We start from the raw sequence: 25,439 nt of genomic DNA, 5'->3' as shown, positions 1-25,439 counted from the left end.
CTCGATTGTGGCAAAAATGGCGCTATCCCTGCGGCGGGGATTACCCGCTGGCCTTTCCTTCCGGCACAGGGTCCCGGCGGGTTGTAGGACCAAGGCGATAGCGCGTTTTTGGGCTGTGTATTTGTGTTTCCTGCAGTTACCATGACTGTTTTGCAAATCGGGCGCCGCCCGTCATTGCAGACTGCCGGCAAGCGCCGGGCACCACCGGACGCCTTTACCGAATGCACATGGAAGAATCCACGCCCCGCATCGAACAGCAGGACACGCCGCAAGGCCGGCTGTTTGTCGTTCGCGGTGCCTGGACGGCGGCCGGCCTCACGGCCCAGGAGGTCTGGCAAGGTTTGACTGCGCAACTGCAAGCCCTGCAGGGCGGCGCAGTCCAATCCGCCGGCTGGAATCTGGAGCCGCTCGAAAAACTCGACCACCTGGGTGCGCAGGTGCTGTGGAACCATTGGGGGCGCGACTGGCCTGCGCAACTGCAAGTGCATGCGAGCCAGCGCGCGGTGCTGGAAACCGTCGCCAAGTTCAGTGCGGATCCGCCCAAACCCCGCAAGTCTGACTGGACCGGGCCCTTCATCCTGCTCGGCACAAGGGTGCTGCGCCTGGTCGACCACCTCAAAGGCCTGGTGCGCCTGATCGGCCAGCTGCTGCTCGACATCATCCGGCTTTTCAGGCACCCGCAGGAAGGCCCGTGGCGCGACCTGTCGGGCCACCTGTTTCATATTGGCGCCACCGCCTTGCCCATCACGGCGCTGGTGGGATTTTTGATTGGGGTGGTGCTGGCCTACCTGATTTCGCAGCAGCTGCGCCAGTTCGGCGCCGACGCCTTCATCGTGAACATCCTGGGCATCTCGCTGATCCGCGAACTCGGGCCGGTGCTGGCCGCCATCCTGATCGCCGGGCGCAGCGGTTCGGCCATCACTGCGCAGATCGGTGTCATGCGGGTCACCGAAGAGCTCGACGCCATGCGCGTCATGGGCATCGCGCGGGGCTTTCGCCTGGTCATGCCGCGCGCGCTGGCGCTCGCCGTGGTGATGCCGCTCATCAGCGTCTGGACCACCATCGCGGCGTTACTGGGTGGCATGCTGGCCGCCGACATTTCCATGGACGTCACGCCGTCCTATTTCATCAACTCGCTGCCGGCCGCGGTCGACGTGGCCAACCTCACGCTGGCCACGGCCAAATCCGTCGTGTTCGGGGTATTGATCGCGCTGGTCGGCTGTCACTACGGCCTGCGTGTCAAACCCAACACCGAAAGCCTGGGGCAGGGCACGACCGCTTCAGTGGTCACGTCCATCACGGTAGTTATTCTGGTGGATGCATTGTTTGCCGTTCTGTTTAAAAGCGTTGGAATATGACCCCCACGCTTGTCACTTCGTGTACTGCGCTGCCCCCCGAGGGGGCCGCTGCTCCTGCGGCCCGGCAAAGCCGGTTCCGCGGCCCCTGCTGGAAAGAGAGTGTGCCTGCGCGGTCGCTTGTTGCGTCGTTCTTCCGGAAGAGGAAAGAAGCGGGAAATCAGCCATGACCGAAGCCATCGTCGACATCAAAAAACTCTGGACCGTATTCCAGAACGGCGACAAGAAGGCCGTGGTGCACAAGGACCTGGACCTGACGGTGGAGCGGGGCGAGGTGTTGTCGCTGGTGGGCGGCTCGGGTACCGGTAAAACGGTGCTGCTGCGCCAGATACTGGGGCTGGAAAAACCCACCCAGGGCGAGATCACCGTGCTCGGCCGGCCGGCAGCCGAACTGGGCAAACGGGGCGCGGCCAGCCGCGTCGGCATGCTGTTCCAGCAGGGTGCGCTGTTTTCGGCCTTCACCGTGCTCGAGAACATCGCCTTCCCGTTGCGTGAGCTCAAGACCTTGCCGCGCGCACTGGTCTATGAGGCGGCCATGGTCAAGCTGCAAATGGTGGGCCTGAGTCCCGACGCAGCCGACAAGATGCCGAGCGACCTCTCGGGCGGCATGGTCAAGCGTGTGGCATTGGCGCGCGCCCTCATCATGGACCCGCCGCTGCTGCTGCTTGACGAGCCCACGGCGGGCCTGGACCCGGAAAGCTCCGACAGTTTCGTCTCGCTGCTGCGCTCGCTGCACCGCGACATGGAGCTCACGGTGGTGATGGTGACGCACGACCTGGACACGCTCTTTGAGCTCAGCACGCGCATCGCCGTGCTGGCCGAACAAAAAGTCATCGTTAACGATGTGCCCAAGGAAGTGGTGGCGTTTCCGCACCCTTTCATTCACGAATTTTTCCTTGGCGAAAGGGGTCAGCGCGCGATGGAATTGCTGCGCGAATACCCCTTTACTGTTTAGAAAGGCTTCGATATGGAAAACAAAGCCCATGCCATGGCCGCCGGCGCATTTGTACTGGTGGTGACCGCCCTGCTGGCCCTGCTGGCGATCTGGCTGACGCGCGACAACACCCAGCGCGACCTTTACGACATGAGCACCAGCGAAACTGTTTCGGGCCTGCAGCCGCAGGCCACGGTGCGGTTTCGCGGCGTGCCGGTCGGCAAGGTCGAGGTGATCGGGTTTGACACCAAGGTCAAGGGCAATGTGCTGATCCGTGTCTCGATCGACCGCACCGCGCCGGTCACCAAATCCACTTTTGCCACAGTGGCATCGCAAGGTGTCACGGGGCTGGGTTTCATCCAGCTCGACGATGACGGAAAGTCCGCCGAGTGGCTGGTGGTGAACGACGACGACCCGCCGCGCATTCCGCTCAAACCAGGTGGGCTGGACAAGCTGCTCAAGCAAAGCGAGGTGATCTTCAACCAGGTCGAAGAAGCCAGCACGCGTTTGAACAAACTGCTGTCCGACGAGAACCAGGCGGCAGTGACTTCCGCCATCACGCAACTCGGCGAAGCGGCCAGCGGCATCAACCGTGTGGCCAAAGGCCTTGAGCCTACGGTGGCGAGCCTGCCGGGCCTGTCGCGCGATGCCACGGCTACGCTGAAATCCGTCAGGACGGCTGCCGACGACGTCAGCGCTACCGCCACGCGCCTGAGTGAAAAGGGCGGGCCGCTCGACAAACTGTCCGAGGGCGGCGCCGCGCTGGCCTCGGGGGTGGAGACCTTCAGCGCCGGCACCTTGCCCAAGCTGGGCGAAGTGGCTGACGAAACCGCCCGCGCGATGCGCCAGTTGCGCCGCACCGTCAGCGCGGTGGATGACAACCCGCAGTCACTGATTTTCGGCAACGGTCCACCGGTGCCCGGTCCGGGCGAGCCCGGTTTTTCTGCCAACGGAGAGAAAAAATGACATTCGATTTTCTCGCAATCTGCCCATCCGCTATGAATTTAATAGCTGCTCGCGCTTATCTGGAAAGGGCTGTCGGCATTTTTTCATTGATATTCATGGCGCTGGCGGTCGGCGGCTGCTCGGGCCTGCCCGACAAGCCCACGCGCGCCACCATGTATGACTTCGGCCCCGGCCTCCTGGCTGTTCAGCCCAGCACGCGGCAGGCGCCGTTGCCGCCGCTGGCGCTTGACGACATCTCCACCTCTGGCGGCGCGCTCGACAATATGGCGGTGCTGTACCGCCTGGCGTATACCGACGCGCAGCAGCTGCGGCCGTACTCGCAGGCGCGCTGGAGCATGCCGCCTGCGCAGCTGGTGCGCCAGCGCCTGCGCGAACAGCTTGGCCAGCGCCGCGCCGTGTTCAGCGCCGGTTCCAGTGTGGCCCTCAACCGCAGCCAGAACGCGGTATTGCCGCTGCTGCTGCGCCTGGACCTGGAAGAATTCAGCCACTTCTTCAGCGCGCCCAACACGAGCGTCGGCCTGATCCGCCTGCGCGCCACGCTGGTCGAGGTGACGCCCGCGGGCGAAAAGCTGGTCGGCCAGCGCAATGTCATCGTGCAGCGTCCTGCGCCCAGCAACGACGCTCCCGGCGGCGTCCGTGCCCTCACGGCAGCCACCGACGCCGCCATCGAGGAACTGGACCAATGGCTGCAGCAAACCCCCGCGCGCTGAAACGCCTTGTGCCATGAAAACGCTGGAAGAACAACTGGATGCCGCCGGGCTGCATGTGTTCGGCTGCTGCGAGCAGCTGAGCGCTTACGGCCCCGACCTGCTGCAGAATTCGCAACTGCTACAGGACTTCACGCCTGCTGAAGCCGACATCCTGGGAGCGTCCATGTTGCTGGTTCGCGCCGACCCGGGGCAGGTGATGATCCGCGAAGGCGAAGCCGGCGACTGGATGATGCTGATCCTCAAGGGTACGGTCGATGTCACCAAACGACTGGAATCAGCCGCCGAAGCGGCGCAGGCCGAATCCGGCGCGGAACCGATCGTCTCGCGCGTGGCCGTGGTGCGCAGCGGCGCGGCAATAGGCGACATGTCCATGCTCGACAGCGAGCCGCGCTATGCCACCTGCACCGCCATCGAACCCGTCGAGGCCGGCGTCTGGGGGCGCCATGAAATTGCCTTGCTGATTCGCGACCACCCCGGCGTGGGCGCCAAGCTGCTGGTCAAGATCACGCAGATGATGGCGCAGCGCCTGCGCAACACCAGCAACCAGCTAGTAAAGTTGCTTCGCAAGAAGTAGAACCCCCGTCCAGGCTCACTGCGTGTAGCCTGTTCCCCCCCGAGGGGCGACGCCTGGGGCCGGCGAAGCCGGAAAATCGGTACACCCCTATCGAGCTCACTCCGTGTAACCCTTTTCCCCTTGCAGGGGACGGCGCCTGCGGCCCGGCAAAGCCGGTTCCGCGGCTGCCCGCTGGTAAATACCCCGTTGGTTACGCCACTGAATTCTTCGAGCCAGCATGAGCCCCGGAACCGGCTTTGCCGGGCCGTAGGGCGGGCGGCCCCCTCGGGGGGCAGCGCATTACACGAAGTGAAAAGCGTGGGGGCTTCACATTGACTTCACACACGCGGCCCGCAGCTCATCCTGCCCTCACACAGGATTTGCACACTTCCCTTCGTTGTTCAAACGAAAGGAAGTCATGAAACAAAAATTCTTCGCGCTGGCCCTGGTGGTGGTTTTGCTGGTCCTCGCGCTGTTCCAGATCAGCGGCGTGGTGCACGACCGCCAGACCTACCGGCAGATTGCCATCCAGAGCGTGGCGCAGAGCCTGGCCGGCCCGCAGACGCTGACCGGCCCGCTGATCCACCGGGCCTGCACCGAGGAGTGGGACGTCAAGTATGAGGACAAGAAAGTGCAAACCGAGCGGCGCGAGTTCACCCTGGTGGCCGCGCCGGCTTCGTTGATCGTCAAGGGCGGCAGCAAACTCGAGGCGCGCGCCCGCGGCCTGCATGCGACGCAGGCCTTTAATCTCAAGGCCGACATCGTGGCCGAATGGACCGACACCGCAGCGCTGAAGCCCTTGGCCGAACATGCCGGCTCACGCATGAACTGCGGCCAGCCGCTCTTGATGATGGCGGTGTCCGATTCGCGCGGCATACGCCATGCCAGCGTCAAGATCGGCGAGCAGGTGCTGGCGCTCAAGCCCGGCACCTTCTACGGCAGCTACCCGCGCGGCGTGCATGCGCCGCTGTCCATGGCCATGATGGGCATGGCGCCGCTGCAGGCGCAGCTGGCACTGGAACTGGTCGGCACCGAAAGCATTTCAGTCGTGCCGCTGGGCGGCGACACCCGGGTACAGCTCACGTCCAACTGGCCGCACCCGAGTTTTGGCGGGCAGTTTCTCCCGGTGGACCGCAAAGTGACGGACCAGGGTTTTGAAGCCAGCTGGCGTGTCAGCTCGCTGGCCAGCACGGCGCAGCAGGAGGTGACGCAACAGGACCCCGGCAAGCGCAGGGGCGTCTGCCCGAACTATGCCGATGGATCGGCCAACGCCTCTTGCGTCGAAGCCTTCAGCGTGACCTTTGTCGACCCCTCCAACACCTATGCGCTCAGCGACCGGGCTACCAAATACGGTCTGCTGTTCATCGGCCTGACTTTTTTGGCCGTGGGGCTGTTTGAGTTCATGAAGTCACTGCGCGTGCACCCGATCCAGTACCTGCTGGTGGGTGCGGCCATGAGCATGTTTTTCCTGTTGCTTGTGAGCCTTTCGGAGCACATGCCCTTTGAAACTGCTTATGCGATTGCCGCTGCCGCCTGTGTGCTGCTGCTGACCTATTACGCCAGCCATATGCTGGGACGCTGGTCGCGCGGCCTGCCTTTTGGCCTGGGCATCGCCACGCTGTACGGCATGCTGTTTGTGCTGCTGCGGATGGAGCAAACAGCCTTGCTGCTGGGTGCAGTGGCCTTGTTCGCCGTGCTCGCGGCCATCATGATGCTGACGCGGCAGGTGGATTGGTACGCACGGTTCAAACAGGCTGAACCGGTCAAACCTGAACAGGCAAAGGTGGCCGCGTGATGCGCGCGCCGCGGTTAGAAATGCAGCTCGACCCGCAGCCCGGGCTGCGTGTTGCGCACCACCATGCGCCCGCCGTGCAGCAGCATGATCTGCCGCACGATGGCCAGCCCCAGGCCCGAGCCTTTGGTGTGTCCGTCGGGCCGCACGGTCGAGAAAAAGCGCTCGCCCAGGCGGGGCAGGGCGTAGTCCGCCACGCCGGGTCCGGTGTCTTGCACGACGATGAAGTCTGGCCCCGCTTCCAGGGTGATCGCAGAGCCCTCGGGTGCGAACGAGCGCGCGTTTTCCAGCAGGTTGCTCAGCGCCAGGCCCAGGAGGCCGGGCTCCGCATGCACGCCGGCATGTTCCGGACGGATTACGACTTTGATCGCATGCTGGGTCCGGCCGGCGCCGGTCTCCAGCTCAAAAGACTGGAGGAAGCCGGCCCACGCAAGGCGCTCGCGCTCTACCTGTGCATGGCGCTGCTCCAGCTTCGTCAGCTCGAGCATGCGGTCCACCAGCGCCTGCATGCGGCCGGACTGGGCCAGTACCTGCCCCGAAAACTCGCGGCGCGCGTGTTCGGGAAGCTCGTCCTGCAAGAGCTCGCCTGCGCTGCGGATCGCGGCGAGCGGGCTCTTGAGCTCATGGGTCAGGGCGCGCACGTAATCTTCTATGTACTCGTGGCCCTCCAGCTTCAGGCGCATGGCATCGACTGCCATGGCCAGATCGCCAAGCTCGCCCGGTATCTGCGGAACCGCGGGTTTCTCGCCCTGGCCGACGGCGTTGGCATAGCGGCGCAGCTTGCGAATGCTCCACACCACCCACAGCGTCACGGCCACACCGATGGCCAGCGACAACACCAGCAACAGCAGGCCGCTTAGGAAAATCTTCCGTTCAGCCCGGTCGATGAAGGCCTGGATGGTGGACATCGGTTTGGCGACGGTCAGTACGCCGATGATTTTGCCGTCCTGCTGCACCGGCGCGGCAACGTACATCACGGAGCTTCGATCGTCCTGCTGCACTTCACGGGTGGCGCGCGCACCGTACTCGCCGCGCAGCGTGCGGGCCACATCGCGCCAGCGCGAATAGTCCTGGCCGGTTGCCGCGTTCTCCGAGTCAAACACCACCTTGCCGGCGGCGTCGGTCACGTACACCCGGAAGTCCAGCGACTGCTTGGACAGGCCCCAGATCTGCGCGTCAATCGGCCGCTGCGCATAGTTGCGCACGTGGCCGGCGAAGCGTCCGTTGGCGATGGCGCCGGCCGAGAGGTCGTCGCTGGCCAGTTCGGCCAGGATGTTGGCTGTGTCCACCATCATGTCTTCCATAACCTCGCGCACGCTGGGCTTGACTTCGGCCATGAAGACGCGCAGCACAAAAAAAGCCGCAAGGCCCGTGACCAGAAAAAAACCGAACAGCAGCCGTATGCCCAGGCGCATGTCAGCTGCCTTTGGTGCGGTTGATATCCAGGGAGTAACCCATGCCGCGGTGTGTGACGATGTAGTCATGCTCCGGCGCTGCTTCCTGCAGCTTGGCGCGCAGGGTTTTGATGTGAGTGTCTACGGTGCGGTCTGTGCTGTCCGAATCCGTGCCCCAAACCGCAGTGAGCAACTCATCACGCGAACGGATGCGTTCGCGATGACGCAGCAGCTCGGCCAACAGGCCGAATTCGCGGCGCGTCAGGTTGAGTGGGAGGCCGTGCAGGTTTGCGCGTTGGCCCGCGGTGTCAATCATGAAAGGACTGGCGCCAGCCGGCGCCGCTGCGGGGGCAGGCATGCGCGCGCGCCTGAGCAGGCTGCGCACGCGCGCCAGCAACTCGCGCGGACTGAAGGGTTTGCTCACATAGTCGTCGGCGCCCAGTTCCAACCCGAGCACACGGTCGATCTCCTCGCCCTGCGCGCTCAGCATCAGCACCGGCAGGCTGCCAGCAGCGCGCAGTTCGCGGCACAGATCGAAACCGCTGCCGTCGGGCAAGCCGACATCCAGGATCACGGCGTCGGGCAGCTGGAGCGCAAGCTGGCGGCGCGCATCGCCCAGCAGCAGGCTGTGTGTCACGCTGAGGCCGTCGCGCTCCAGCGTGTAGATGATGGACCGGGCAATCGCCGGGTCGTCTTCCACCAGCAGGATGCGCGCACTGGTCATTGGCCCCACCGGGCTTTGCTGTACGTTTCAGCAGGGGCCGCGGAACCGGCTTTGCCGGGCCGCAGGCGCAGCGCCCCCTCGGGGGGCAGAGAGCTACACGCAGTGAGCGAACGTGGGGGCTCCATTAGCTTCGCAGAATGGGGAACAACTTGCCGAGGCCGCCGGCCATCACCTCAACGGCCAATGCAGCGAGGATCAGACCCATCAGCCGCGTCATCACGTTGATACCGGTCTTGCCCAGCACGCGGGCAATCGGCTCGGCCAGCGAAAAGCTGATGGCAGTCACCAGCGCAATCACCACACCGTAGCCGACCAGCGCGGCAACCTGCAGGGCCGTCTGTGCCTTTTCGGCGTAAATCACTACCGTCGACATGGTGGCCGGGCCGGTCAACAGCGGAATGGTGAGCGGCACCACCGCGATGCTGGCGCCGCGCGCGGCCTTCTCTGCACCGTCTTCCATTTCATTGGTCAGGGGTTTGGCTTCGGCCGGTTGCGCATTCAGCATGTTCATCGAGCTGATCAGCAGCAGCATGCCGCCGCCGACCTGGAAGCTCGCCAGCGAGATACTGAAGAAGTCGAGGATCTGCAGACCCAACAGCGCGCTGATGGCGATAACGACAAAAGCCGAAAAGGCTGCCACCAGGATGGTGCGGCGGCGCTGCTCGTCGGAGAAGCCCTGCGTGTAGTGGATAAAAAACGGCACGATGGCCAGCGGGTTGACGATGGCCAGCAGCGTGACAAGCGGTTTGAAATCCATCGTTTTTCCTTAGAGGCAATTCAAGTGGCAAGCCCAAAAGCGGTCTGCCCAACAAATTCCAGCAGGAGCTGCGGAACCGGCTTCACCGGGCCGCAGGCGCAGCGCCCCCTCGGGGGGCAGAGAGCTACACGCAGTGAGCGAACGTGGGGGCACTACCTCCCTCCGGCGACATCAAGCAGTGCACCTGTTGTATAGCTCGCATTGTCGCCGAGCAGCCAGACGATCGACTCCGCCACTTCGCCGGCGGTACCCGGCCGCTGCATCGGCACCAGCGGCGCCAGTTCACGGGCCCGGTCGGGCAAGCCGCCCGAAGCGTGAATGTCGGTGTCGATGATGCCCGGGCGCACGCCGTTCACACGAATGCCTTCGGTGGCCACTTCCTTGGCCAGCCCGACCGTGAAGGTGTCGATGGCGCCCTTGGCGGCTGCGTAGTCCACGTACTGGCCAGGCCCGCCCAGCCGCGCTGCGGCGCTCGAGACGTTGACGATGGCGCCGCCCGTACCGCCGTAGCGCGTGCTCATGCGTTTGACGGCTTCGCGTGCGCAGAGGAACGAGCCGAACACATTGATCTCGAACATGCGCCGCACCCTGTCCAGCGTCATGGCGTCAACGCGGCTGGTGCGGTCGACCACGCCGGCATTGTTGACGAGGCCGTCCAGCCGGCCGAGCTTGGCATCCACTTTTTCAAACATGGCAAGCACCTGCGCCTCGTCGGCCACGTCGGCCTGAACCGTGATGGCCTGGCCGCCGCCCTGGCGGATTTGCCACACCACTTCGTCGGCTGCCAGCGAGTTGCTGGTGTAGTTGACGGCCACCACCCAACCCTGGCGCGCCGCGAGCAGGGCGCTTGCGGCGCCTATGCCGCGCGAGCCGCCTGTGATCAAAACAACTTTTGACAAACCGGACCTCCTGCAGAAAATGGCAATCCCGGGTAAAAACGGGGATTGCATCGGGTCAATGTACTTGAACAGGCCCCAAAAACCGGAGACGATCATGAGCACCGTTGTGGATTATTACTTTACGCCGCAAAGCCCATGGACTTATCTGGGCCACGAACGCTTTGCGCAGATCGCCCGTGCGGCGGGCGCTACCGTGAATGTGTTGCCTATCGATCTGGGCGGCAAGGTGTTTCCCATCTCGGGCGGGCTGCCGCTGGCCCAGCGCGCGCCACAGCGCCAGGCTTACCGCCTGCTGGAATTGCAGCGCTATTCAGACTACCTGCATGCGCCGCTGAACCTCAAGCCCAAGTATTTCCCGGTGTCCGGCGATGAGGCCTCGCGCCTCATCATCGCGGTGAACCTGCACGACGGCACCGAAGCCGCGATGAAAATCGGCGGCGCCATCTTCAGCGCCGTGTGGGTGCGCGAGCGCCATATTGCCGACGAAAAAGTGTTGGCCGAGCTGCTGGCCGAATGTGGGCTGGACGCGGCGCGGCTGGAACAATCCTTCAGCCAGGCCGTGCAGGAGCGCTATGAAGCCAATACCCAGCAGGCGATCGACGCCGGCGTGTTCGGCGCGCCCAGTTATGTCATCGACGGCGAACTGTTCTGGGGCCAGGACCGGCTCGATTTCGTGGAGCGCAAGCTTAAGGCCGGGGCATAAACCGCTGGCCGTTTCCCCTCCAGTTCGCCCTTCATTCATACCGATCAACCAATTCAAAGGAACATCCATCTCATGGGCCAATTCACCAATCTCACCGCCGCCGACGGCTTCGTCGTGCCGGCTTATGTGGCGCAACCGGAAGGCAAGCCGCGCGGCGGCATCGTCGTCGTCCAGGAAATTTTCGGCGTCAACTCGCACATCCGCGGTGTGGCGGACCGCTTTGCGGCGGAAGGCTACCTGGCAGTGGCACCCGCCACGTTCGAGCGCGTCAAGCCCGGTGTCGACATGGGTTACAGCGAGGCGGACATGAAGATCGGCTTCGAGCTGAAAACTGCTGTCAGCGCGCTGCCTGGCGCCGGTGTGCTGCAAGACATCCAGGCGGCGATTGACCACGCGGCCAAGGCCGGTGGCGGCAAGGTCGGCATCATCGGGTTTTGCTGGGGCGGCCTCTTGACCTGGCGTGCGGCCAGCCTGCTCAAGGGCTTATCGGCGGCCGTTCCCTACTACGGCGGCGGCATCACGGCCGAGGAAGAAATCGAGCGCCAGCCCCAGTGCCCGGTCATGGCCCATTTCGGCGACCAGGACCACTGGATTCCGATGGAAGGCGTTGAAGCCTTCCGCAAGGCGCACCCGGAAGTCGAGGTGCATGTGTACCAGGCCAACCACGGTTTCAACTGCGACCAGCGCGGCTCCTACAACGAAGCGGCGGCGAAGCTGGCACGCGAACGTTCGCTGGCGTTCCTTGCCGCCAAACTGGCCTGACCGTGCGCCCTGCCCCCGGATTCAAGCCTTTTTGGGCTGTAGCCCTTTGCGGATGTGCGCGAGCAGCTATCGTTTTGATAGCGTTTTCGACGGTTGCCCGAGCGGCCGACTACGCCGGCCCGTTGTTTGACACGCACCTGCATTACAACGAAGAGGCTTGGAACGGAAACAGCGGTCCACACGCGCCCGCTGATGTTCTTGCGCGCATGAAGCGCAATGGCGTCAAAGCCATCGTCGCCAACTCCCGGCCCAACGACGGCACGAAGTCGCTGGCTGCCATGCCGGAAACGCGCAAGGCCGGCGTTACCGTGGTCCCGTTTATCCGCCTGTACCGTAACCGCGCCGACTATGACAACTGGTTTCGCGACGAGTCCATTTACGAAATGGTGCAGGCCGAGTTTGCCCGCGGCGTCACGGGTGACCAGGCCGGCCCGTACAAGGGCATCGGCGAATTTCATTTGTACGACAGCGCCAATGCCAACGGCCCGGTGGCCAAAAAGCTCATGCAGTTCGCTGCGAAGAACAAGCTGGCAGTGCTCTCACACGTAGACGACACGGCGATCGACTTGTTGATGGCCCACGCACCAGATGCGCGGCTCATCTGGGCGCACACCGGCATAGGCGGCGCACCTGTGGCACGCGTTGATGCGCTGCTGGGCAAATACCCGCAGTTGATGGGTGAGCTGTCCTATCGCCCCGGCCTGACCTGCGAAGGCGGAAAGCTGTGTGCGGAGTGGCGCACGCTGCTGCTCAAGTACCCAGGCCGCTTCATGATCGGTTCCGACACCTGGGTCAACCAGCGCTGGCTGTATTACGACGAGCTCATGAAGGGCTATCGCGTCTGGTTGGGTGATTTGCCAGCCGATGTGGCCCGCAAGATCGCCTGGGGCAATGCGGCCGGTATCTTCGGCCTGTAAAACCCACCCCCGTCCAGGCTCACTGCGTGTAGCCTGTTCCCCCTCGAGGGGGCGGCGCCTGCGGTCTGGCAAAGCCAGTCCCGCGGCACCTCGCTTGCAGATCGGGGAGGAGCGTGCGGCAAAATACGCCAGATGTACCAGCTTCATTTCTCTCCCAGCTCTGCCGCCATGGCGCCTCACATCCTGCTCCAGGAACTGGGCGTGCCGTTTGAAAAAGTCCTCGTCGACACCAGCACCGGCGAGCACCGGTCGGAGGCTTACCGCAAGCTCAACCCCAACGGCCTGATCCCGACGCTGGTCGACGGTGACCTGGTGTTGTATGAAACCGCCGCGATCTGCCTGCACCTGTGCGATGCGCATCCCGAGGCCGGTCTGGCCCCAGCCGTCGGCACCAGCGAGCGCGCGCATTTCTACAAATGGTTGATCTGGCTGACCAACACCATGCAGTCGGCGCTGATCATTTATTTCTACACCGACCGCTGGATGAACCCCGGCAACGACGCCGGCGTAGCCGAGTTGAAGTCGCATGCCGAAGCCAAAGTCGGCCTGATGCTGGACCAGCTGGACGCGGAGCTGGCAAGGCTGGAGAAAATCCATGATCAACCCTGGCTGTTGGGTGCGACGTATTCGGCGGTAGATATTTATGCGCTGACGCTGTGCCGCTGGACTCGCAACTTTGCGTCGTCGCCGGCACGCAACCGGCCCCACCTCGGCCCTTACCTGCAGCGTGCGCTGGCGCGGCCTGCCGTGATCAAGGCCTTCCACGCCGAAGGGCTCGCCCAGCCTTGGGTCTGAGTCTCTAACCTTTCGCCGCAGGCGGGTTGTCGCGCTGCGCCTGCTCGATCTGGGCGACCAGCTTTTCGGGGTCGGTGTTTTCCTTGAGGATGGGAATGTCCGGGTCGCCCTCGATGTTGGCGCCTACCTTTTTGGCGATGCGCTCCAGGATCTGGATCATCTTGGTGTTTTCCTGCTCGGTCAGCAGGTTGATCTGAAGGTCCAGCTGGTTGCGCCTGTCGCTGATGCGCAATTCATAGTTCTGGCTGATCAGGATGAAGGAGGACAGGAAGATGGCTTCCAGTGACACCATCAAGGTCAGGAAGGTAAAGGGGTAGGGGTCGAAATGCGCCAGCCCCGGCCATGAATTGAAGCTGATCCATAACGCAAACGCAGCCACGTGCATCCAGACAAAAGGCATGGAGCCGCAAAAACCGGCGACAAAGGCGGCGATGCGGTCGGCCCGGCTCCGGTTGGCCAGTGCCGTTTCTTCCACGCGCCGCATGGCTTCGACATTTTCGCGCGTCAGGTCATCGGCGCAGGTTGTATTGCCGTTCAGCGCCTTCTTGCCTGCTTGATTGCTCATGGGACATCCTTTTCGGGGGTGCCGGATCAGCGCCGTGCCAACTCCCGGCTGAGACGCAGCGCATCAGGCACTGCGGCGCCATTGGCCGTATTGTCAAAGATGCACCAGACAGAAGCGTCAGACGCCGCCGCAAGCTTGAGCCGGACGGCAAGCGCACCCGGGCGCCGTGTCAGCGGCGCGTCCTGGCCAGGTACTGCTTGCGCCAGAACACCGTGGCGACCACCACGACGATCAGGACCATGAACCCGAAGGTCCACCAGAAACCGGTGGACGCGTGAAGAAAGGGCATGAACTCGAAGTTCATGCCGAAGAACCCGGTGATCAGGTTCAGCGGCAGGAAGATGGCGGTGAGCGCCGTCAGCGTGCGCATGATGTCGTTGGTGCGGTTGCTTTGCGCCGAGAAATGCATCTGTACCGCGGTTTCGGCGCTTTGCTCCATGCGGCGCACATGGTGCACCACACGCTCGATGTGCTCGAGCACGTCGCGTGAGCGGATCTTGAGCAGCTCGCGCTCGCGCACTGCGGCGGGTGTTCCGCCTTCGGGCCAGGTTTCAATCGAATCAATCCAGTCCTGCAGCGCAGCCCGCTGGTCTTCGCAAATCTCATCGAGGTGGTGCATGGCCAGCCGCGCATCGAGCACCGAGCTCCAGTTGGTAAAGCGCGTGCCGGGCCGCAGCAGTTCGGACTGCCAGTGGTCGAGCTGGCGCGTGAGCTCGCGCCGCAGCTCGAGGTAGCCGTCCACCATCTGGTTGACGATGCGCAGCATCAGGTCGGCGGGGCTGGCGGGCAGCTTGACGCCGCTGGAGCGCGACTCGGCCGTGGTCGCATTGAGCAGGCGGGTCGCATAGGCATCGCGCACCGCGCAGTCGGCGGGGTGCACCGTCAGCACCACCTTGTCAAACACGGCAAAGCCGACCGGGCTGGTATCGATGCGCTTGAGGACCGGCGGGCCGCTGCGTTTCATGCGCTCATGCAGCGGTTCGCCGGGCTGGCTGAGGTCGGTTTCGCTTTGCCCGGCCGCCAGGCGGCGGAACACCAGGATGTCGTACTGCGAGGTGTAGTCGTAGTGCGAGGGGAGCTGGTTGTTCAGCAGGTCGGCCACATGCAGGTCGACCAGCTGGGTGCCGCACAGCGTTTGCAGCGCAGCCTGGATCTGCGCCTGCATCACCTCGAACTCGCGGCGGGCACAGGCAATCCAGACAAATCCCTGCGCCGGCAACTGGGCCGGCAGGGTGTCTGTCTCGATGATGCCCTGGGTGCCGGAAGCGATGGTGAAAACGCGCATGAAAGCCCTGTTTAGCCTTGTTTTGAGGTGTTAAATCGGCATTTCGAGCAAGCAGGACGGGCGCAAGCAGCTATGATTTTGATAGCAGTTAGTGCGCAACACCTGCCGCCCGGTTCAGCCTTGCCGCAGCTTGCGGGCAGCGTCGATGGCGAAATACGTCAGCACGCCATCTGCGCCCGCACGCTTGAAGGCCAGCAGGCTTTCCATCATCACGGCGTCGTGGTCCAGCCAGCCGTTTTGCGCGGCTGCTTTGATCATCGCGTATTCGCCGCTGACCTGGTAGGCGAAGGTGGGCACGCCGAATTCGTCTTTCACGCGGCGCACCACGTCCAGGTAGGGCATGCCGGGTTTGACCATCACCATGTCGGCGCCTTCGGCGATGTCCATGGCCACTTCGCGCAGCGCTTCGTCGCTGTTGCCCGGGTCCATCTGGTAGGCCTTTTTGTCGGCCTTGCCCAGGTTGTTGGCCGAACCGACCGCATCGCGGAACGGGCCGTAAAACGCGCTCGCGTATTTGGCGCTGTAGGCCATGATGCGGGTGTGGATCAGCTTTTTGGCCTCCAGTGCCTGGCGGATGGCGCCAATGCGGCCATCCATCATGTCGCTGGGCGCGACCATGTCCACGCCGGCTTCGGCCTGGCAAAGCGCCTGCCGCACCAGCATGGCCACCGTCTCTTCGTTGAGGATGTAACCGTTTTCATCCGGCAGCCCGTCCTGCCCATGCGTGGTGAAGGGGTCCAGCGCCACGTCGGTCATTACGCCCAGGTCGGGAAAGTGCTTTTTCAGTGCCCGCACCACCCGCGGGATCAGGCCATCGGGATTGGTGGCCTCGACGCCGTCGTAGGTTTTGAGCGAGGCGTCCACCACGGGGAACAAGGCCATCACCGGGATGCCCAGCTTCACGCACTCTTCCGCCACCGGCAGCAGCAGGTCAAGGCTCAGCCTTTCGACGCCGGGCATGGAGGCCACCGCCTGGCGCTGCTGCTGGCCGTCCACCACAAAGACGGGATAAATGAGGTCGTGCGGGGTAAGTGCGTGTTCACGTACCAGGTTGCGGGTGAAGGCATCACGGCGCAGGCGCCGTGGGCGCCCGGCGGGGAAGGGCGCGAAGTTGGAGGCGTGCTGTGTCATGCGCAAATTGTGCCAAAGGTTGATCAAGGCCTGAAAGTATTTGGCCGGGCGTCATCTGCTATCTATATATATATGGAGACATGCTTGGTGCCGCGCCATTTCGGAGGTGGCAGGCTTTACATGGAATTACTTAGTTAACTTATGAAATCATTGCCAATGCGCAGCCAGCGTGGTTAGAATTGCTACGTGTGGTTACCAATTTGGCAACTGCATCCCGCTTTTCCTCCCTGAGCGGGGCCTTTGCGTGTGACAGCAAAAAGGCTTACCAGCCCGGTGGCTTATGCCCCGGGCATTTTTTTGCCCGCTAAAGGTGACGCTTGGGGCATTAGCGGATGGATAGGTCATAGACCAGCCGGGGCCGCGGAACCGGCTTTGCCGGGCCGCAGGCGCAGCGCCCCCTCGGGGGGCAGCGACCCACACGAAGTGGGGGAGCGTGGGGGCTACACTTCCTTATGCTCTGGGTCAAATCACTCCACATCGTTTTCATCGCCAGCTGGTTTGCCGGGCTGTTTTACCTGCCGCGCATTTTTGTGAACCTGGCCATGGTGCCGCCGGAAAGCGTGGCTGAGCGCGAGCGGCTCATATTGATGGCACGCAAACTCATGCGTTTCACCACCATCCTGGCCGTGCCTGCGTTGGGCTTTGGCCTGTGGCTGTACCTGGGTTACGGCATAGGCCGCGGGCCCGGCAACGGCTGGATGCACGCCAAGCTTGCCGTTGTGGTGCTGGTGATCGGCTACCACCACGCCTGCGGCCGCCTGCTGGCCAGGTTCGTCGCCAACCGCAACGCCCGCAGCCACAAATGGTTTCGCTGGTTCAATGAAGTGCCGGTGCTGTTGTTGTTAGCGGCCGTCATCCTGGTCGTGGTCAAGCCCTTCTAACAATCAAAGGGAACGCAGTGCCTTCCCCGAATTCACCAGCAGACGCGGGCGAACCGGCTTCGCCGGGCGCCTCGCGTCGCCCCCTGCAAGGGGGGGAGGAACTACACGAAGCGAAGCGTAGTGAGAACGGCGGGGGTGTGCAACATTCCAATAGGGGTGTTCACAAGACAACCGCGTGGCCGCTGGCGGTGGCCACCATCTGCCTGATTGTTTACGCCAGCCTCTATCCCTTTGCCGACTGGCGCGACCAGGGCATTTCGCCCTTCAGATTTCTGGCGGCGCCTCTGCCGCAGTACTGGACCGGTTTTGACGTGGGCGCCAACCTGTTGGGCTACGCGCCGCTGGGTTTCCTGCTGGCGCTGTCGGCACTGCGCAGCCGGCGCGTTTCCTGGGCTGTGACGGTGGCGGTGCTGGTCAGCGCGCTGCTGTCGCTGGCAATGGAAACGCTGCAAAGTTACCTGCCTTCGCGCATTCCCTCCAATGTCGATCTGGCGCTCAACACCACCGGCGCATGGCTGGGCGCGTGCTGTGCGTGGGCGCTGGAAAAAACCGGCATCGTCGATCGCTGGAGCCGCTTTCGGGCGCGCTGGTTCGCGCAGGATGCGCGGGGTGCGTTGGTGTTGCTGATGCTCTGGCCGCCCGCGTTGCTGTTTCCTGCCTCCGTGCCCCTGGGGCTGGGGCAGGTGTTCGAGCGTCTGGAGTCGGCGCTTGCCGAGGTGCTGACCGACACGCCTTTCCTCGAATGGATGCCGGTGCGCGACATGGAGCTGCAGCCACTGGTGCCGATTGCCGAATTGCTATGCGTGGCGCTGGGTGCGCTGATTCCCTGCCTGCTCGGCTATTGCGTGATCCGCACACTCTGGCAGCGTGCGGCGTTTTCGGCGGCCATCATCGCGGTCGGCATTGCCGCATCGGCGCTGTCGGCCGCGCTGAGCTACGGCCCGGACCACGCCTGGGCCTGGCTGGACCTGCCGGTGCAAGTGGGTGTCGGGTTTGCCGTTGTGGTGGCGGCGCTCTTGCTGCCTGTGCCGCGCCGGGGCGCAGCGGCGCTGGCACTGTTGGCGCTCACGGTTCACCTGGGGCTGCTCAACCAGGCGCCCGCCGACCCGTATTTCGCACAGACCCTGCAAACCTGGGAGCAGGGCCGCTTTATCCGCTTTCACGGCCTGGTGCAGTGGCTGGGCTGGCTGTGGCCGTACGCAGCCCTGCTGTATGTGCTGGTGCGGCTTTCAGGCCGCGAGCCGCGCGTTGATGCGCGCCAGTGATTCGCGTCTGCTAATATTCGCCTGCGATCTCCCTCAAGAGTTGCCGTAAGCGTTTACGTCAATCAACGCGCCTACTACCGCCGGCCATGCCGGGGTTGTGTTTCCGGCATGCCATTGGCTGCCGGAAAGGCGCCTTGACTGGACGGCTTATGGAACCCTGTATGAACTCTTCGAAATCTTCATCGCGCACCCTTTTCAGTTTCACAAAACTCCCCGCCCGCAGCGCGCGCTGGGTCACACCCTTGCTGCTTTCCGTGTTGATGACCTGCATCGTGTCGATCATCAGCACGCTCAAGGGCGTCGGTATCGCGCCCGGGGTGCTGCGCATCTGGCTGGGCGCATCGGCGCTTTCCTGGGTCGTTGCATTCCCGGTGCTGCTGCTGGTGCTTCCACTGGTGAAAAAAACCACGGCGCTGGTCGTTGAGGCACCTTGATCCCCGGGGCAATGCGGGAACCTTCTCCGGTACACATCCACTAAAGTCACACCATGCCTGAACAAAATTCCTATTACGAACGCCATGTCTTCTTTTGCCTGAACCAGCGCGCCAATGGCGAAGACTGCTGCGCTGATCACCGGGCGCAGGAGGGCTTTGACCGCTGCAAATCGCAGGTGAAAGCCGCGGGGCTGGCCGGGCCGGGCAAGGTCAGGGTCAACAAGGCCGGCTGCCTGGACCGCTGCGCAGCCGGCCCTGTGGCCGTGGTCTACCCCGAAGCGGTCTGGTACACCTATGTCGACGTCAGCGACATTGATGAAATTGTCGAGTCGCACCTGAAAAACGGCAAAGTCGTCGAGCGCCTGCTGGTGCCCGCGCACGTCGGGCGCTAGGCCGGGGGGCGGTCGCAGCATCCGGAATTTGCATATTTTTGCCTTCCAACCCAATAGGGACGTGCGCGAGTAGCTCCTTATTTGATAGCAACCTGTTTGAATGGATCCGTCACCGTGAATTCGCAGACCCGCAAATCGATCATCCAGGGCCCAGCCGGCGCGCTTGAAATTGCCGTAGACCTTCCCGCTGGCGACCCGCGCGGCGTGGCGGTCATTGCGCACCCGCACCCGCTGTTTGCGGGCACCATGGACAACAAGGTGGTGCAGACGCTGGCCCGGGCCTTTGTGCAATGCGGATGGACGGCCGTCCGGTTCAACTTCCGTGGTGTGGGTGGCAGCGCCGGCAGCCATGACGAAGGCCGGGGCGAGCTCGAAGACCTGCTGGCCGTGGTGGAACATTCGGCGCCGGCCAGCAGCGGCCAGGTGCTGGCATTAGCCGGGTTTTCGTTCGGCGCCTGTGTCACCACCCACGCCTTTGAGCGCCTCAGCGCCGCCCGCACCATTGAAAAGCTGGTGCTGGTCGGCACCAGCGTGAGCCGCGCGCCTGCTGCGCCGATTGACGAAGCCGCCCACCTGAAAACCCTGGTCGTGCATGGTGAGCAGGACGATACGGTGCTGTTGTCTGCCGTGCTGGACTGGGCCCGGCCGCAGGCACTGCCTGTTACCGTTGTGCCGGGGGGAAGCCATTTCTTTCATGGACAATTGCCCCTGCTGAAAAACCTCGTGGTTCGCCACCTGTCTTCGCCCTCCGCCTGATGCTGTTTGCCAGGCGCTCCCTGACCCTTACTCCTTCACCGAATTTCACTGAACCCCTACTGATGCAAGCTTCACTCAAGGCCCTCCGCGCCGCCCCCAGCCTGCGCGCTTTTGCCGCCACCGTGTTCCTGGCTTTCTCCGCGGCGTTGCCCGTGGCGCATGCCCAGGTCCCGCAAGCGCCCGAAATCGCCGCACGCTCCTATTTGCTGCTGGATATCACCGCCAACCAGATTCTGGCCGCCAAGGACATCGATTCGCCGGTGGAGCCTGCATCGCTGACCAAGCTGATGACCGAATACCTGGTGTTCGATGCACTCAAATCCAAAAAAATCGACCTGAAGCAGACCTTCCCTGTCAGTCAGCGGGCCTGGAAGATGCCGGGTTCGCGCATGTTCATCGACCCGAAGATGCAAGTGCCCGTGGAAGATCTGATCAAGGGCATGGTGGTGCAGTCAGGCAATGACGCCACCATGGCGCTCGCCGAAGGCGTGGGCGGCTCGGCCGAAAACTTTGTCCGCCTCATGAACGAGCAAGCCAAGGCGCTGGGCATGAAGTCCACGTCCTATAAAAACCCTGAAGGCCTGACCGAGCCCGGCCACACGACCACCGCGCGTGACCTGAGCATCCTGTCCACCCGGCTGATGCAGGACTTCCCTGATTACATCGGCTATTCGGCGATCAAGAAATACCGCTATCCCGGCACACCGGCGGCCAACGACACCAACCGCAATACCCTGCTGTTCCGCGACCCGACGGTGGACGGCCTGAAAACCGGCCATACCGACGCCGCCGGCTATTGCATGATCGCCACCGCAAAGCGCGACTTTCCCAATCTGGGCGCTGCCGGCGCGCCGGGCGGGCGCCGTTTGCTGGCTATCGTGCTGGGCACCGCCAGCGACAGCGCACGCGCCAATGAATCACAAAAACTGCTGAATTGGGGCTACACGGCCTATGAAGCCGTGAAGCTGTTCGACGCCGGCCAGGCCGTGGTCACTCCGTCGGTCTGGAAAGGCACCTCCTCGACCGTGAAGCTGGGCCGTCCGCAGGCCATCGTGGTGGCCATCGCTGCCGGCGGTGCCGCCAAAGTCAAAACCCAGGTGGCGCGGCCCGACCCGCTGGTGGCGCCGTTTGCCAAGGGCCAGGCTGTTGGCACGCTGAAGGTCACCCTGGGCGATAACCCTAGCCCGGTGGCCGAAGTGCCGCTGGTGGCGCTGGAGGCGGTGGGTGAGGCCGGCATCCTGGGCCGTGCCTGGGACGCCATCCGGCTATGGATTAAATAAGACGAACACGCGGTGGGTGGCGTGGCTAAGGCCGCGCTCCCCGCCGCTACGGCCGGCCGTCGCTTGCACAGCCCTTGCCGTGACCTTTTTTCTCCCCGCGCTTTGGCCGGGAATGCAGAAGCCTGCCCCCCAAAGCGGCTCTTCGCGAATCAAACGCCTCCTGGGTGCCATCAAATTCGGTGGGAGTGGGTACTAACATCCCCACTTTGAGCGCCGGATTACCTGTTGTCAGCTCCTTCATGCGTCCTGGCCGCGCGTTCTGCTTGAGGGATTCCCCTATCCGGTTTATACTAGAAGGCTTTTCCGCTTTCGTGGCGGGAAATATTTGTGGCCGTATCAACACGGTAAATTAGTTTTCAGACGTTTAGGGACGTTTTCAATGCCAACCATTAATCAGTTAGTCCGTCAGGGGCGCGAGGTCGAAAAGATCAAGTCCAAGAGCCCTGCGATGGAGAATTCTCCGCAGCGCCGCGGTGTGTGCACCCGTGTGTACACCACGACGCCTAAAAAGCCCAATTCCGCTCTGCGTAAGGTTGCCAAAGTGCGCCTGACCAACGGTTTTGAAATCATTTCCTACATCGGCGGCGAAGGCCACAACCTGCAGGAACACAGCGTGGTGCTGGTTCGCGGCGGTCGTGTCAAGGACTTGCCCGGTGTGCGTTACCACATCGTCCGTGGCTCGCTCGACTTGCAAGGCGTGAAAGACCGCAAGCAGTCGCGTTCCAAGTACGGTGCGAAGAAGCCAAAGGCCAAATAAGCCAAGCCGGCTCGGGTTTTTCTCTTCACTGAGAGCTCGCGCCAGAAGAAGTTGTCACAGAAGCCTGTGATAGTTCCTTCAAAACAAGGTGTTTCACTCGCCCTGGCAGGTGTCTGAAACGAAGTGACCCAAGTGCAAATAGTTGCACCGGTCGAGTAAGTGAGGGTTTTGATAACTCTCGCGGTGTTGCCAAAAGCAATGCCAACTGAAGCAAAGAGGTGAAAAAATGCCACGTCGTCGTGAAGTCCCTAAACGTGAAATTCTTCCTGATCCAAAATTTGGCGATGTTGATCTCGCCAAGTTCATGAACGTGATCATGCAAGGCGGCAAGAAGGCCGTCGCAGAGCGCATCATTTATGGCGCGCTCGACTTTATCGAGAAAAAGAACCCCGGCAAAGATCCGCTTGAGGCTTTCCACATGGCCATCGGCAACATCAAGCCCATGGTTGAAGTGAAATCGCGCCGCGTCGGCGGCGCCAACTACCAGGTGCCGGTTGAAGTGCGTCCTGTCCGCCGTATGGCTCTGGCCATGCGCTGGCTCAAAGAGGCCGCCAAGAAGCGTGGCGAGAAGTCCATGTCTTTGCGTCTGGCCAATGAGCTGATGGAAGCGACCGAAGGCCGCGGCGGCGCCATGAAAAAGCGTGACGAAGTTCACCGCATGGCAGAAGCCAACAAGGCGTTCAGCCACTTCCGCTTCTAATTTTCGATTGCAGTAATTGCTGCGCTGAATTGACGGGTTGCTGGTTGGTTTCAAGGTGCTGGGTGCCTTGATTGCCGGCCGTTCAACCCCAATTTCTGCCAGCCGGGTGTGGTGCACAACACCCTTCCCGGCCAGCAGACGCGTAGAAGAAATGAAGGATGCCCGGACTGCGGGCAGTCCTTCAACGAGTCTTTGTTCGTAACCCCGAACTGAAAGTAATTTATGTCCCGCGCTACCCCCATTTCACAATACCGCAACATCGGCATTTCCGCGCACATTGATGCCGGCAAGACCACCACCACCGAGCGGATCCTTTTTTACACCGGCGTGAACCACAAGATTGGTGAAGTTCACGACGGCGCTGCCACCATGGACTGGATGGAGCAAGAGCAGGAGCGCGGCATCACGATTACTTCGGCTGCCACCACCTGCTTCTGGAAGGGCATGGACACGTCCCTGCCTGAGCACCGCATCAACATCATCGACACCCCGGGCCACGTGGACTTCACGATTGAAGTCGAGCGCTCCATGCGCGTGCTTGACGGCGCCTGCATGGTGTACTGCGCCGTGGGTGGCGTTCAGCCCCAGTCTGAAACCGTCTGGCGCCAGGCCAACAAGTACAAAGTTCCCCGCCTTGCGTTCGTCAACAAGATGGACCGCACCGGCGCGAACTTCTTCAAGGTCGTCGAGCAGATGAAGCTGCGCCTGAAGGCCAGTCCTGTGCCCATGGTGATCCCCATCGGCGCTGAAGAAAGCTTCACCGGCGTGGTCGACCTGCTGAAAATGAAGGCCATCATCTGGGATGAGGCCTCGCAAGGCATGAAGTTCACCTACAGCGATATCCCCGCCGAGCTCGTCGAGCTGGCCAAGGAATGGCGCGAGAAGATGGTCGAAGCTGCCGCCGAGTCGTCTGAAGAGCTGATGAACAAATACCTTGAAGAAGGTGACTTGACCGAAGCTGAAATCAAGCTGGGCATCCGCACGCGTACCATCGCCAGCGAAATCCAGCCGATGTACTGCGGCTCTGCCTTCAAGAACAAGGGCGTGCAGCGCATGCTGGACGCCGTGATTGAATTCATGCCGTCGCCGATCGACATTCCGCCCGTCAAGGGCATGGACGAAGATGAAGCGCCTGTCACCCGCAAGGCTGACGACGAAGAGAAATTCTCTGCGCTGGCATTCAAGCTGATGACTGACCCGTTTGTGGGCCAGCTCACCTTCGTGCGCGTTTACTCTGGCGTCCTGAAAAAGGGCGACAGCGTTTACAACCCGATCAAGGGCAAGAAAGAGCGTATCGGCCGTATCGTGCAGATGCACGCGAACAACCGCGAAGAAGTCAGCGAAATCCGCGCCGGCGACATCGCCGCCTGCGTGGGCCTCAAAGACGTGACCACGGGCGAAACCCTGTGCGATCCCGATGCCATCGTCATGCTCGAGCGCATGGTGTTCCCTGAGCCTGTGATTACGCAGGCTGTGGAACCCAAGACCAAGGCCGACCAGGAAAAAATGGGTATCGCGTTGCAACGTCTGGCTCAGGAAGATCCTTCTTTCCGCGTCAAGACCGACGAAGAGTCCGGCCAGACCCTGATCGCCGGTATGGGCGAGCTGCATCTGGAAATTATTGTTGACCGCATGAAGCGCGAATTCGGCGTGGAAGCCAACGTCGGCAAGCCGCAGGTGGCTTACCGCGAAACCATCCGTAAAACGGTGGAAGACGCTGAAGGCAAGTTCGTGCGCCAGTCCGGCGGTAAAGGCCAATACGGTCACGTTGTGCTCAAGATTGAGCCGAACGAAGCCGGCAAGGGCATCGAATTCGTTGACGCCATCAAGGGCGGTGTGGTTCCTCGCGAATACATCCCCGCAGTGGAAAAGGGCATCAACGAAGCCGTCACGTCCGGCGTGCTGGCAGGTTATCCGGTGGTTGACGTCAAAGTCACGCTGCACTTCGGTTCGTACCACGATGTGGACTCGAACGAACTGGCCTTCAAGATGGCTGCCATCTTCGGTTTTAAGGAAGGCTGCCGCAAGGCCAGCCCCGTGATCCTGGAGCCCATGATGGCCGTGGAAGTGGAAACGCCTGAAGACTACGCCGGCAACGTGATGGGCGATCTGTCCTCACGCCGCGGCATGGTGCAGGGCATGGAAGACATGGTTGGTGGCGGCAAGGCCATCAAGGCAGAAGTGCCGCTGTCTGAAATGTTCGGTTATTCGACCACGCTGCGTTCGATGTCGCAGGGCCGTGCAACGTACTCCATGGAGTTCAAGCACTACTCTGAAGCTCCGCGCAATGTGTCGGAAGCCATCATGGCTTCGCGCGCCAAGTAAGTAACGTTCGCTGCCGGCTCCTGTGGAGCCGGCAGCATTTTTCCTTGTCTGCGATTGTGTGCCACTTCGTGCCCGTGCGAAGTGAATCAGCAATACAGTGCAGACGTTAAACCGTACACGGGCAAGTTCTTTATCTGGAGAGAAAAATGGCAAAAGGTAAATTTGAGCGGACCAAGCCGCACGTCAACGTAGGCACGATTGGCCACGTGGACCATGGCAAGACGACGCTGACGGCGGCGATCACGACCGTTCTGGCATCCAAGTTCGGCGGCGAAGCCAAGGGCTACGACCAAATTGACGCGGCGCCCGAAGAAAAAGCGCGCGGCATCACCATCAACACCGCCCACGTCGAGTACGAAACGGCCAACCGCCACTACGCCCACGTCGACTGCCCAGGCCACGCCGAC

General features: G+C 62.6%; 27 protein-coding genes. 20 read left to right on the top strand and 7 right to left on the bottom strand.

Features of this window, described 5'->3' with window-relative positions; all coding sequences use genetic code 11:
* Positions 1 to 227: 227 nt before the first annotated feature.
* The 6 genes from AC1DVV_RS19815 (at position 228) to creD (ending at position 6,313) form a co-directional block, all read left to right on the top strand.
* Positions 228 to 1,358 carry an MlaE family ABC transporter permease gene (locus AC1DVV_RS19815; RefSeq protein ID WP_457281689.1) on the top strand — a complete coding sequence of 377 codons (1,131 nt, stop codon included), beginning with the start codon at positions 228 to 230 and terminating at the stop codon, positions 1,356 to 1,358.
* 163 nt (positions 1,359 to 1,521) lie between these two features.
* Complete coding sequence (locus AC1DVV_RS19810; protein ID WP_457281688.1) at positions 1,522 to 2,310, top strand: ABC transporter ATP-binding protein; 789 nt, start codon at positions 1,522 to 1,524, stop codon at positions 2,308 to 2,310.
* 12 nt (positions 2,311 to 2,322) lie between these two features.
* The gene (locus AC1DVV_RS19805) at positions 2,323 to 3,255 is read left to right on the top strand and encodes an MlaD family protein (RefSeq protein WP_477702055.1); all 933 of its coding nucleotides are present in this window, start codon (positions 2,323 to 2,325) and stop codon (positions 3,253 to 3,255) included.
* A complete protein-coding gene (locus tag AC1DVV_RS19800) occupies positions 3,252 to 3,965 on the top strand; it encodes an ABC-type transport auxiliary lipoprotein family protein (RefSeq protein WP_457281686.1) in 714 nt (237 codons plus the stop codon). The genes AC1DVV_RS19805 and AC1DVV_RS19800 overlap by 4 nt, the downstream gene beginning before the upstream one ends.
* A 13-nt stretch (positions 3,966 to 3,978) precedes the next feature.
* Entirely contained in the window at positions 3,979 to 4,539 is a 561-nt protein-coding gene (locus AC1DVV_RS19795) for a Crp/Fnr family transcriptional regulator (RefSeq protein WP_457281685.1), read from the top strand.
* Positions 4,540 to 4,936: 397 nt separating this feature from the next.
* Complete coding sequence (gene creD, locus AC1DVV_RS19790) at positions 4,937 to 6,313, top strand: cell envelope integrity protein CreD (RefSeq protein WP_477707241.1); 1,377 nt, start codon at positions 4,937 to 4,939, stop codon at positions 6,311 to 6,313.
* A gap of 14 nt (positions 6,314 to 6,327) precedes the next feature.
* On the opposite strand, the gene creC is transcribed toward creD, so the two are convergent.
* From creC to AC1DVV_RS19770, 4 genes are all read right to left on the bottom strand, one after another.
* The gene (creC, locus tag AC1DVV_RS19785) at positions 6,328 to 7,725 is read right to left on the bottom strand and encodes a two-component system sensor histidine kinase CreC (protein ID WP_457281683.1); all 1,398 of its coding nucleotides are present in this window, start codon (positions 7,723 to 7,725) and stop codon (positions 6,328 to 6,330) included.
* Between the two features lies 1 nt (position 7,726).
* A complete protein-coding gene (gene creB, locus AC1DVV_RS19780; RefSeq protein WP_457281682.1) occupies positions 7,727 to 8,428 on the bottom strand; it encodes a two-component system response regulator CreB in 702 nt (233 codons plus the stop codon).
* Positions 8,429 to 8,552: 124 nt separating this feature from the next.
* On the bottom strand, positions 8,553 to 9,185 hold the full coding sequence (locus tag AC1DVV_RS19775) for a MarC family protein (RefSeq protein ID WP_457281681.1): 633 nt from the start codon (positions 9,183 to 9,185) through the stop codon (positions 8,553 to 8,555).
* A 152-nt stretch (positions 9,186 to 9,337) separates the two neighbouring features.
* Positions 9,338 to 10,084, bottom strand: coding sequence for an SDR family oxidoreductase (locus AC1DVV_RS19770; protein WP_477702057.1), 747 nt, complete (start codon positions 10,082 to 10,084; stop codon positions 9,338 to 9,340).
* A gap of 94 nt (positions 10,085 to 10,178) precedes the next feature.
* Between AC1DVV_RS19770 and AC1DVV_RS19765 the strand changes: the two genes are divergently transcribed.
* The 4 genes from AC1DVV_RS19765 (at position 10,179) to AC1DVV_RS19750 (ending at position 13,261) form a co-directional block, all read left to right on the top strand.
* Positions 10,179 to 10,787 carry a 2-hydroxychromene-2-carboxylate isomerase gene (locus AC1DVV_RS19765; RefSeq protein WP_457281679.1) on the top strand — a complete coding sequence of 203 codons (609 nt, stop codon included), beginning with the start codon at positions 10,179 to 10,181 and terminating at the stop codon, positions 10,785 to 10,787.
* 72 nt (positions 10,788 to 10,859) lie between these two features.
* A complete protein-coding gene (locus AC1DVV_RS19760; RefSeq protein WP_457281678.1) occupies positions 10,860 to 11,549 on the top strand; it encodes a dienelactone hydrolase family protein in 690 nt (229 codons plus the stop codon).
* Positions 11,550 to 11,617: 68 nt separating this feature from the next.
* On the top strand, positions 11,618 to 12,466 hold the full coding sequence (locus AC1DVV_RS19755; RefSeq protein WP_457282078.1) for an amidohydrolase family protein: 849 nt from the start codon (positions 11,618 to 11,620) through the stop codon (positions 12,464 to 12,466).
* Between the two features lie 132 nt (positions 12,467 to 12,598).
* Positions 12,599 to 13,261 (top strand): glutathione S-transferase family protein, encoded by a 663-nt coding sequence (locus tag AC1DVV_RS19750; protein ID WP_457281677.1) that lies wholly within the window; start codon positions 12,599 to 12,601, stop codon positions 13,259 to 13,261.
* A 4-nt stretch (positions 13,262 to 13,265) separates the two neighbouring features.
* Here AC1DVV_RS19750 and AC1DVV_RS19745 read toward each other — a convergent pair whose 3' ends face one another.
* The 3 genes from AC1DVV_RS19745 to hemB form a co-directional block, all read right to left on the bottom strand.
* Positions 13,266 to 13,826 carry a DUF1003 domain-containing protein gene (locus AC1DVV_RS19745; RefSeq protein ID WP_457281676.1) on the bottom strand — a complete coding sequence of 187 codons (561 nt, stop codon included), beginning with the start codon at positions 13,824 to 13,826 and terminating at the stop codon, positions 13,266 to 13,268.
* 169 nt (positions 13,827 to 13,995) lie between these two features.
* Positions 13,996 to 15,111, bottom strand: a complete 1,116-nt coding sequence (locus AC1DVV_RS19740; protein ID WP_457281675.1) for a magnesium transporter CorA family protein — start codon at positions 15,109 to 15,111, stop codon at positions 13,996 to 13,998.
* Positions 15,112 to 15,225: 114 nt separating this feature from the next.
* Complete coding sequence (hemB, locus tag AC1DVV_RS19735; protein ID WP_457281674.1) at positions 15,226 to 16,242, bottom strand: porphobilinogen synthase; 1,017 nt, start codon at positions 16,240 to 16,242, stop codon at positions 15,226 to 15,228.
* A gap of 452 nt (positions 16,243 to 16,694) precedes the next feature.
* Here hemB and AC1DVV_RS19730 point away from each other — a divergent pair, with 452 nt between their 5' ends.
* From AC1DVV_RS19730 to AC1DVV_RS19685, 10 genes are all read left to right on the top strand, one after another.
* Positions 16,695 to 17,123, top strand: coding sequence for a CopD family protein (locus AC1DVV_RS19730; protein ID WP_457281673.1), 429 nt, complete (start codon positions 16,695 to 16,697; stop codon positions 17,121 to 17,123).
* A 137-nt stretch (positions 17,124 to 17,260) separates the two neighbouring features.
* The gene (locus tag AC1DVV_RS19725) at positions 17,261 to 18,388 is read left to right on the top strand and encodes a VanZ family protein (RefSeq protein ID WP_477689661.1); all 1,128 of its coding nucleotides are present in this window, start codon (positions 17,261 to 17,263) and stop codon (positions 18,386 to 18,388) included.
* A 161-nt stretch (positions 18,389 to 18,549) separates the two neighbouring features.
* Complete coding sequence (locus AC1DVV_RS19720) at positions 18,550 to 18,822, top strand: DUF2798 domain-containing protein (RefSeq protein ID WP_477702058.1); 273 nt, start codon at positions 18,550 to 18,552, stop codon at positions 18,820 to 18,822.
* Positions 18,823 to 18,875: 53 nt separating this feature from the next.
* Positions 18,876 to 19,214 carry a (2Fe-2S) ferredoxin domain-containing protein gene (locus AC1DVV_RS19715; RefSeq protein ID WP_477702059.1) on the top strand — a complete coding sequence of 113 codons (339 nt, stop codon included), beginning with the start codon at positions 18,876 to 18,878 and terminating at the stop codon, positions 19,212 to 19,214.
* Between the two features lie 114 nt (positions 19,215 to 19,328).
* On the top strand, positions 19,329 to 19,970 hold the full coding sequence (locus AC1DVV_RS19710) for an alpha/beta hydrolase (protein ID WP_477689659.1): 642 nt from the start codon (positions 19,329 to 19,331) through the stop codon (positions 19,968 to 19,970).
* A 62-nt stretch (positions 19,971 to 20,032) separates the two neighbouring features.
* The gene (locus AC1DVV_RS19705; RefSeq protein WP_477702060.1) at positions 20,033 to 21,250 is read left to right on the top strand and encodes a D-alanyl-D-alanine carboxypeptidase family protein; all 1,218 of its coding nucleotides are present in this window, start codon (positions 20,033 to 20,035) and stop codon (positions 21,248 to 21,250) included.
* A gap of 379 nt (positions 21,251 to 21,629) precedes the next feature.
* The gene (gene rpsL / locus AC1DVV_RS19700; RefSeq protein ID WP_092130055.1) at positions 21,630 to 22,007 is read left to right on the top strand and encodes a 30S ribosomal protein S12; all 378 of its coding nucleotides are present in this window, start codon (positions 21,630 to 21,632) and stop codon (positions 22,005 to 22,007) included.
* A 226-nt stretch (positions 22,008 to 22,233) separates the two neighbouring features.
* A complete protein-coding gene (gene rpsG, locus AC1DVV_RS19695; RefSeq protein ID WP_011481226.1) occupies positions 22,234 to 22,707 on the top strand; it encodes a 30S ribosomal protein S7 in 474 nt (157 codons plus the stop codon).
* Between the two features lie 222 nt (positions 22,708 to 22,929).
* Complete coding sequence (fusA, locus tag AC1DVV_RS19690) at positions 22,930 to 25,032, top strand: elongation factor G (protein WP_457281667.1); 2,103 nt, start codon at positions 22,930 to 22,932, stop codon at positions 25,030 to 25,032.
* Positions 25,033 to 25,178: 146 nt separating this feature from the next.
* A partial coding sequence (locus AC1DVV_RS19685) for a GTP-binding protein (protein WP_477707240.1) occupies positions 25,179 to 25,439 on the top strand: 261 nt, incomplete at its 3' end.

This window comes from Polaromonas sp. P3_B4, from assembly GCF_056402835.1.
This window is presented reverse-complemented; position numbering and strand designations above follow the sequence as displayed.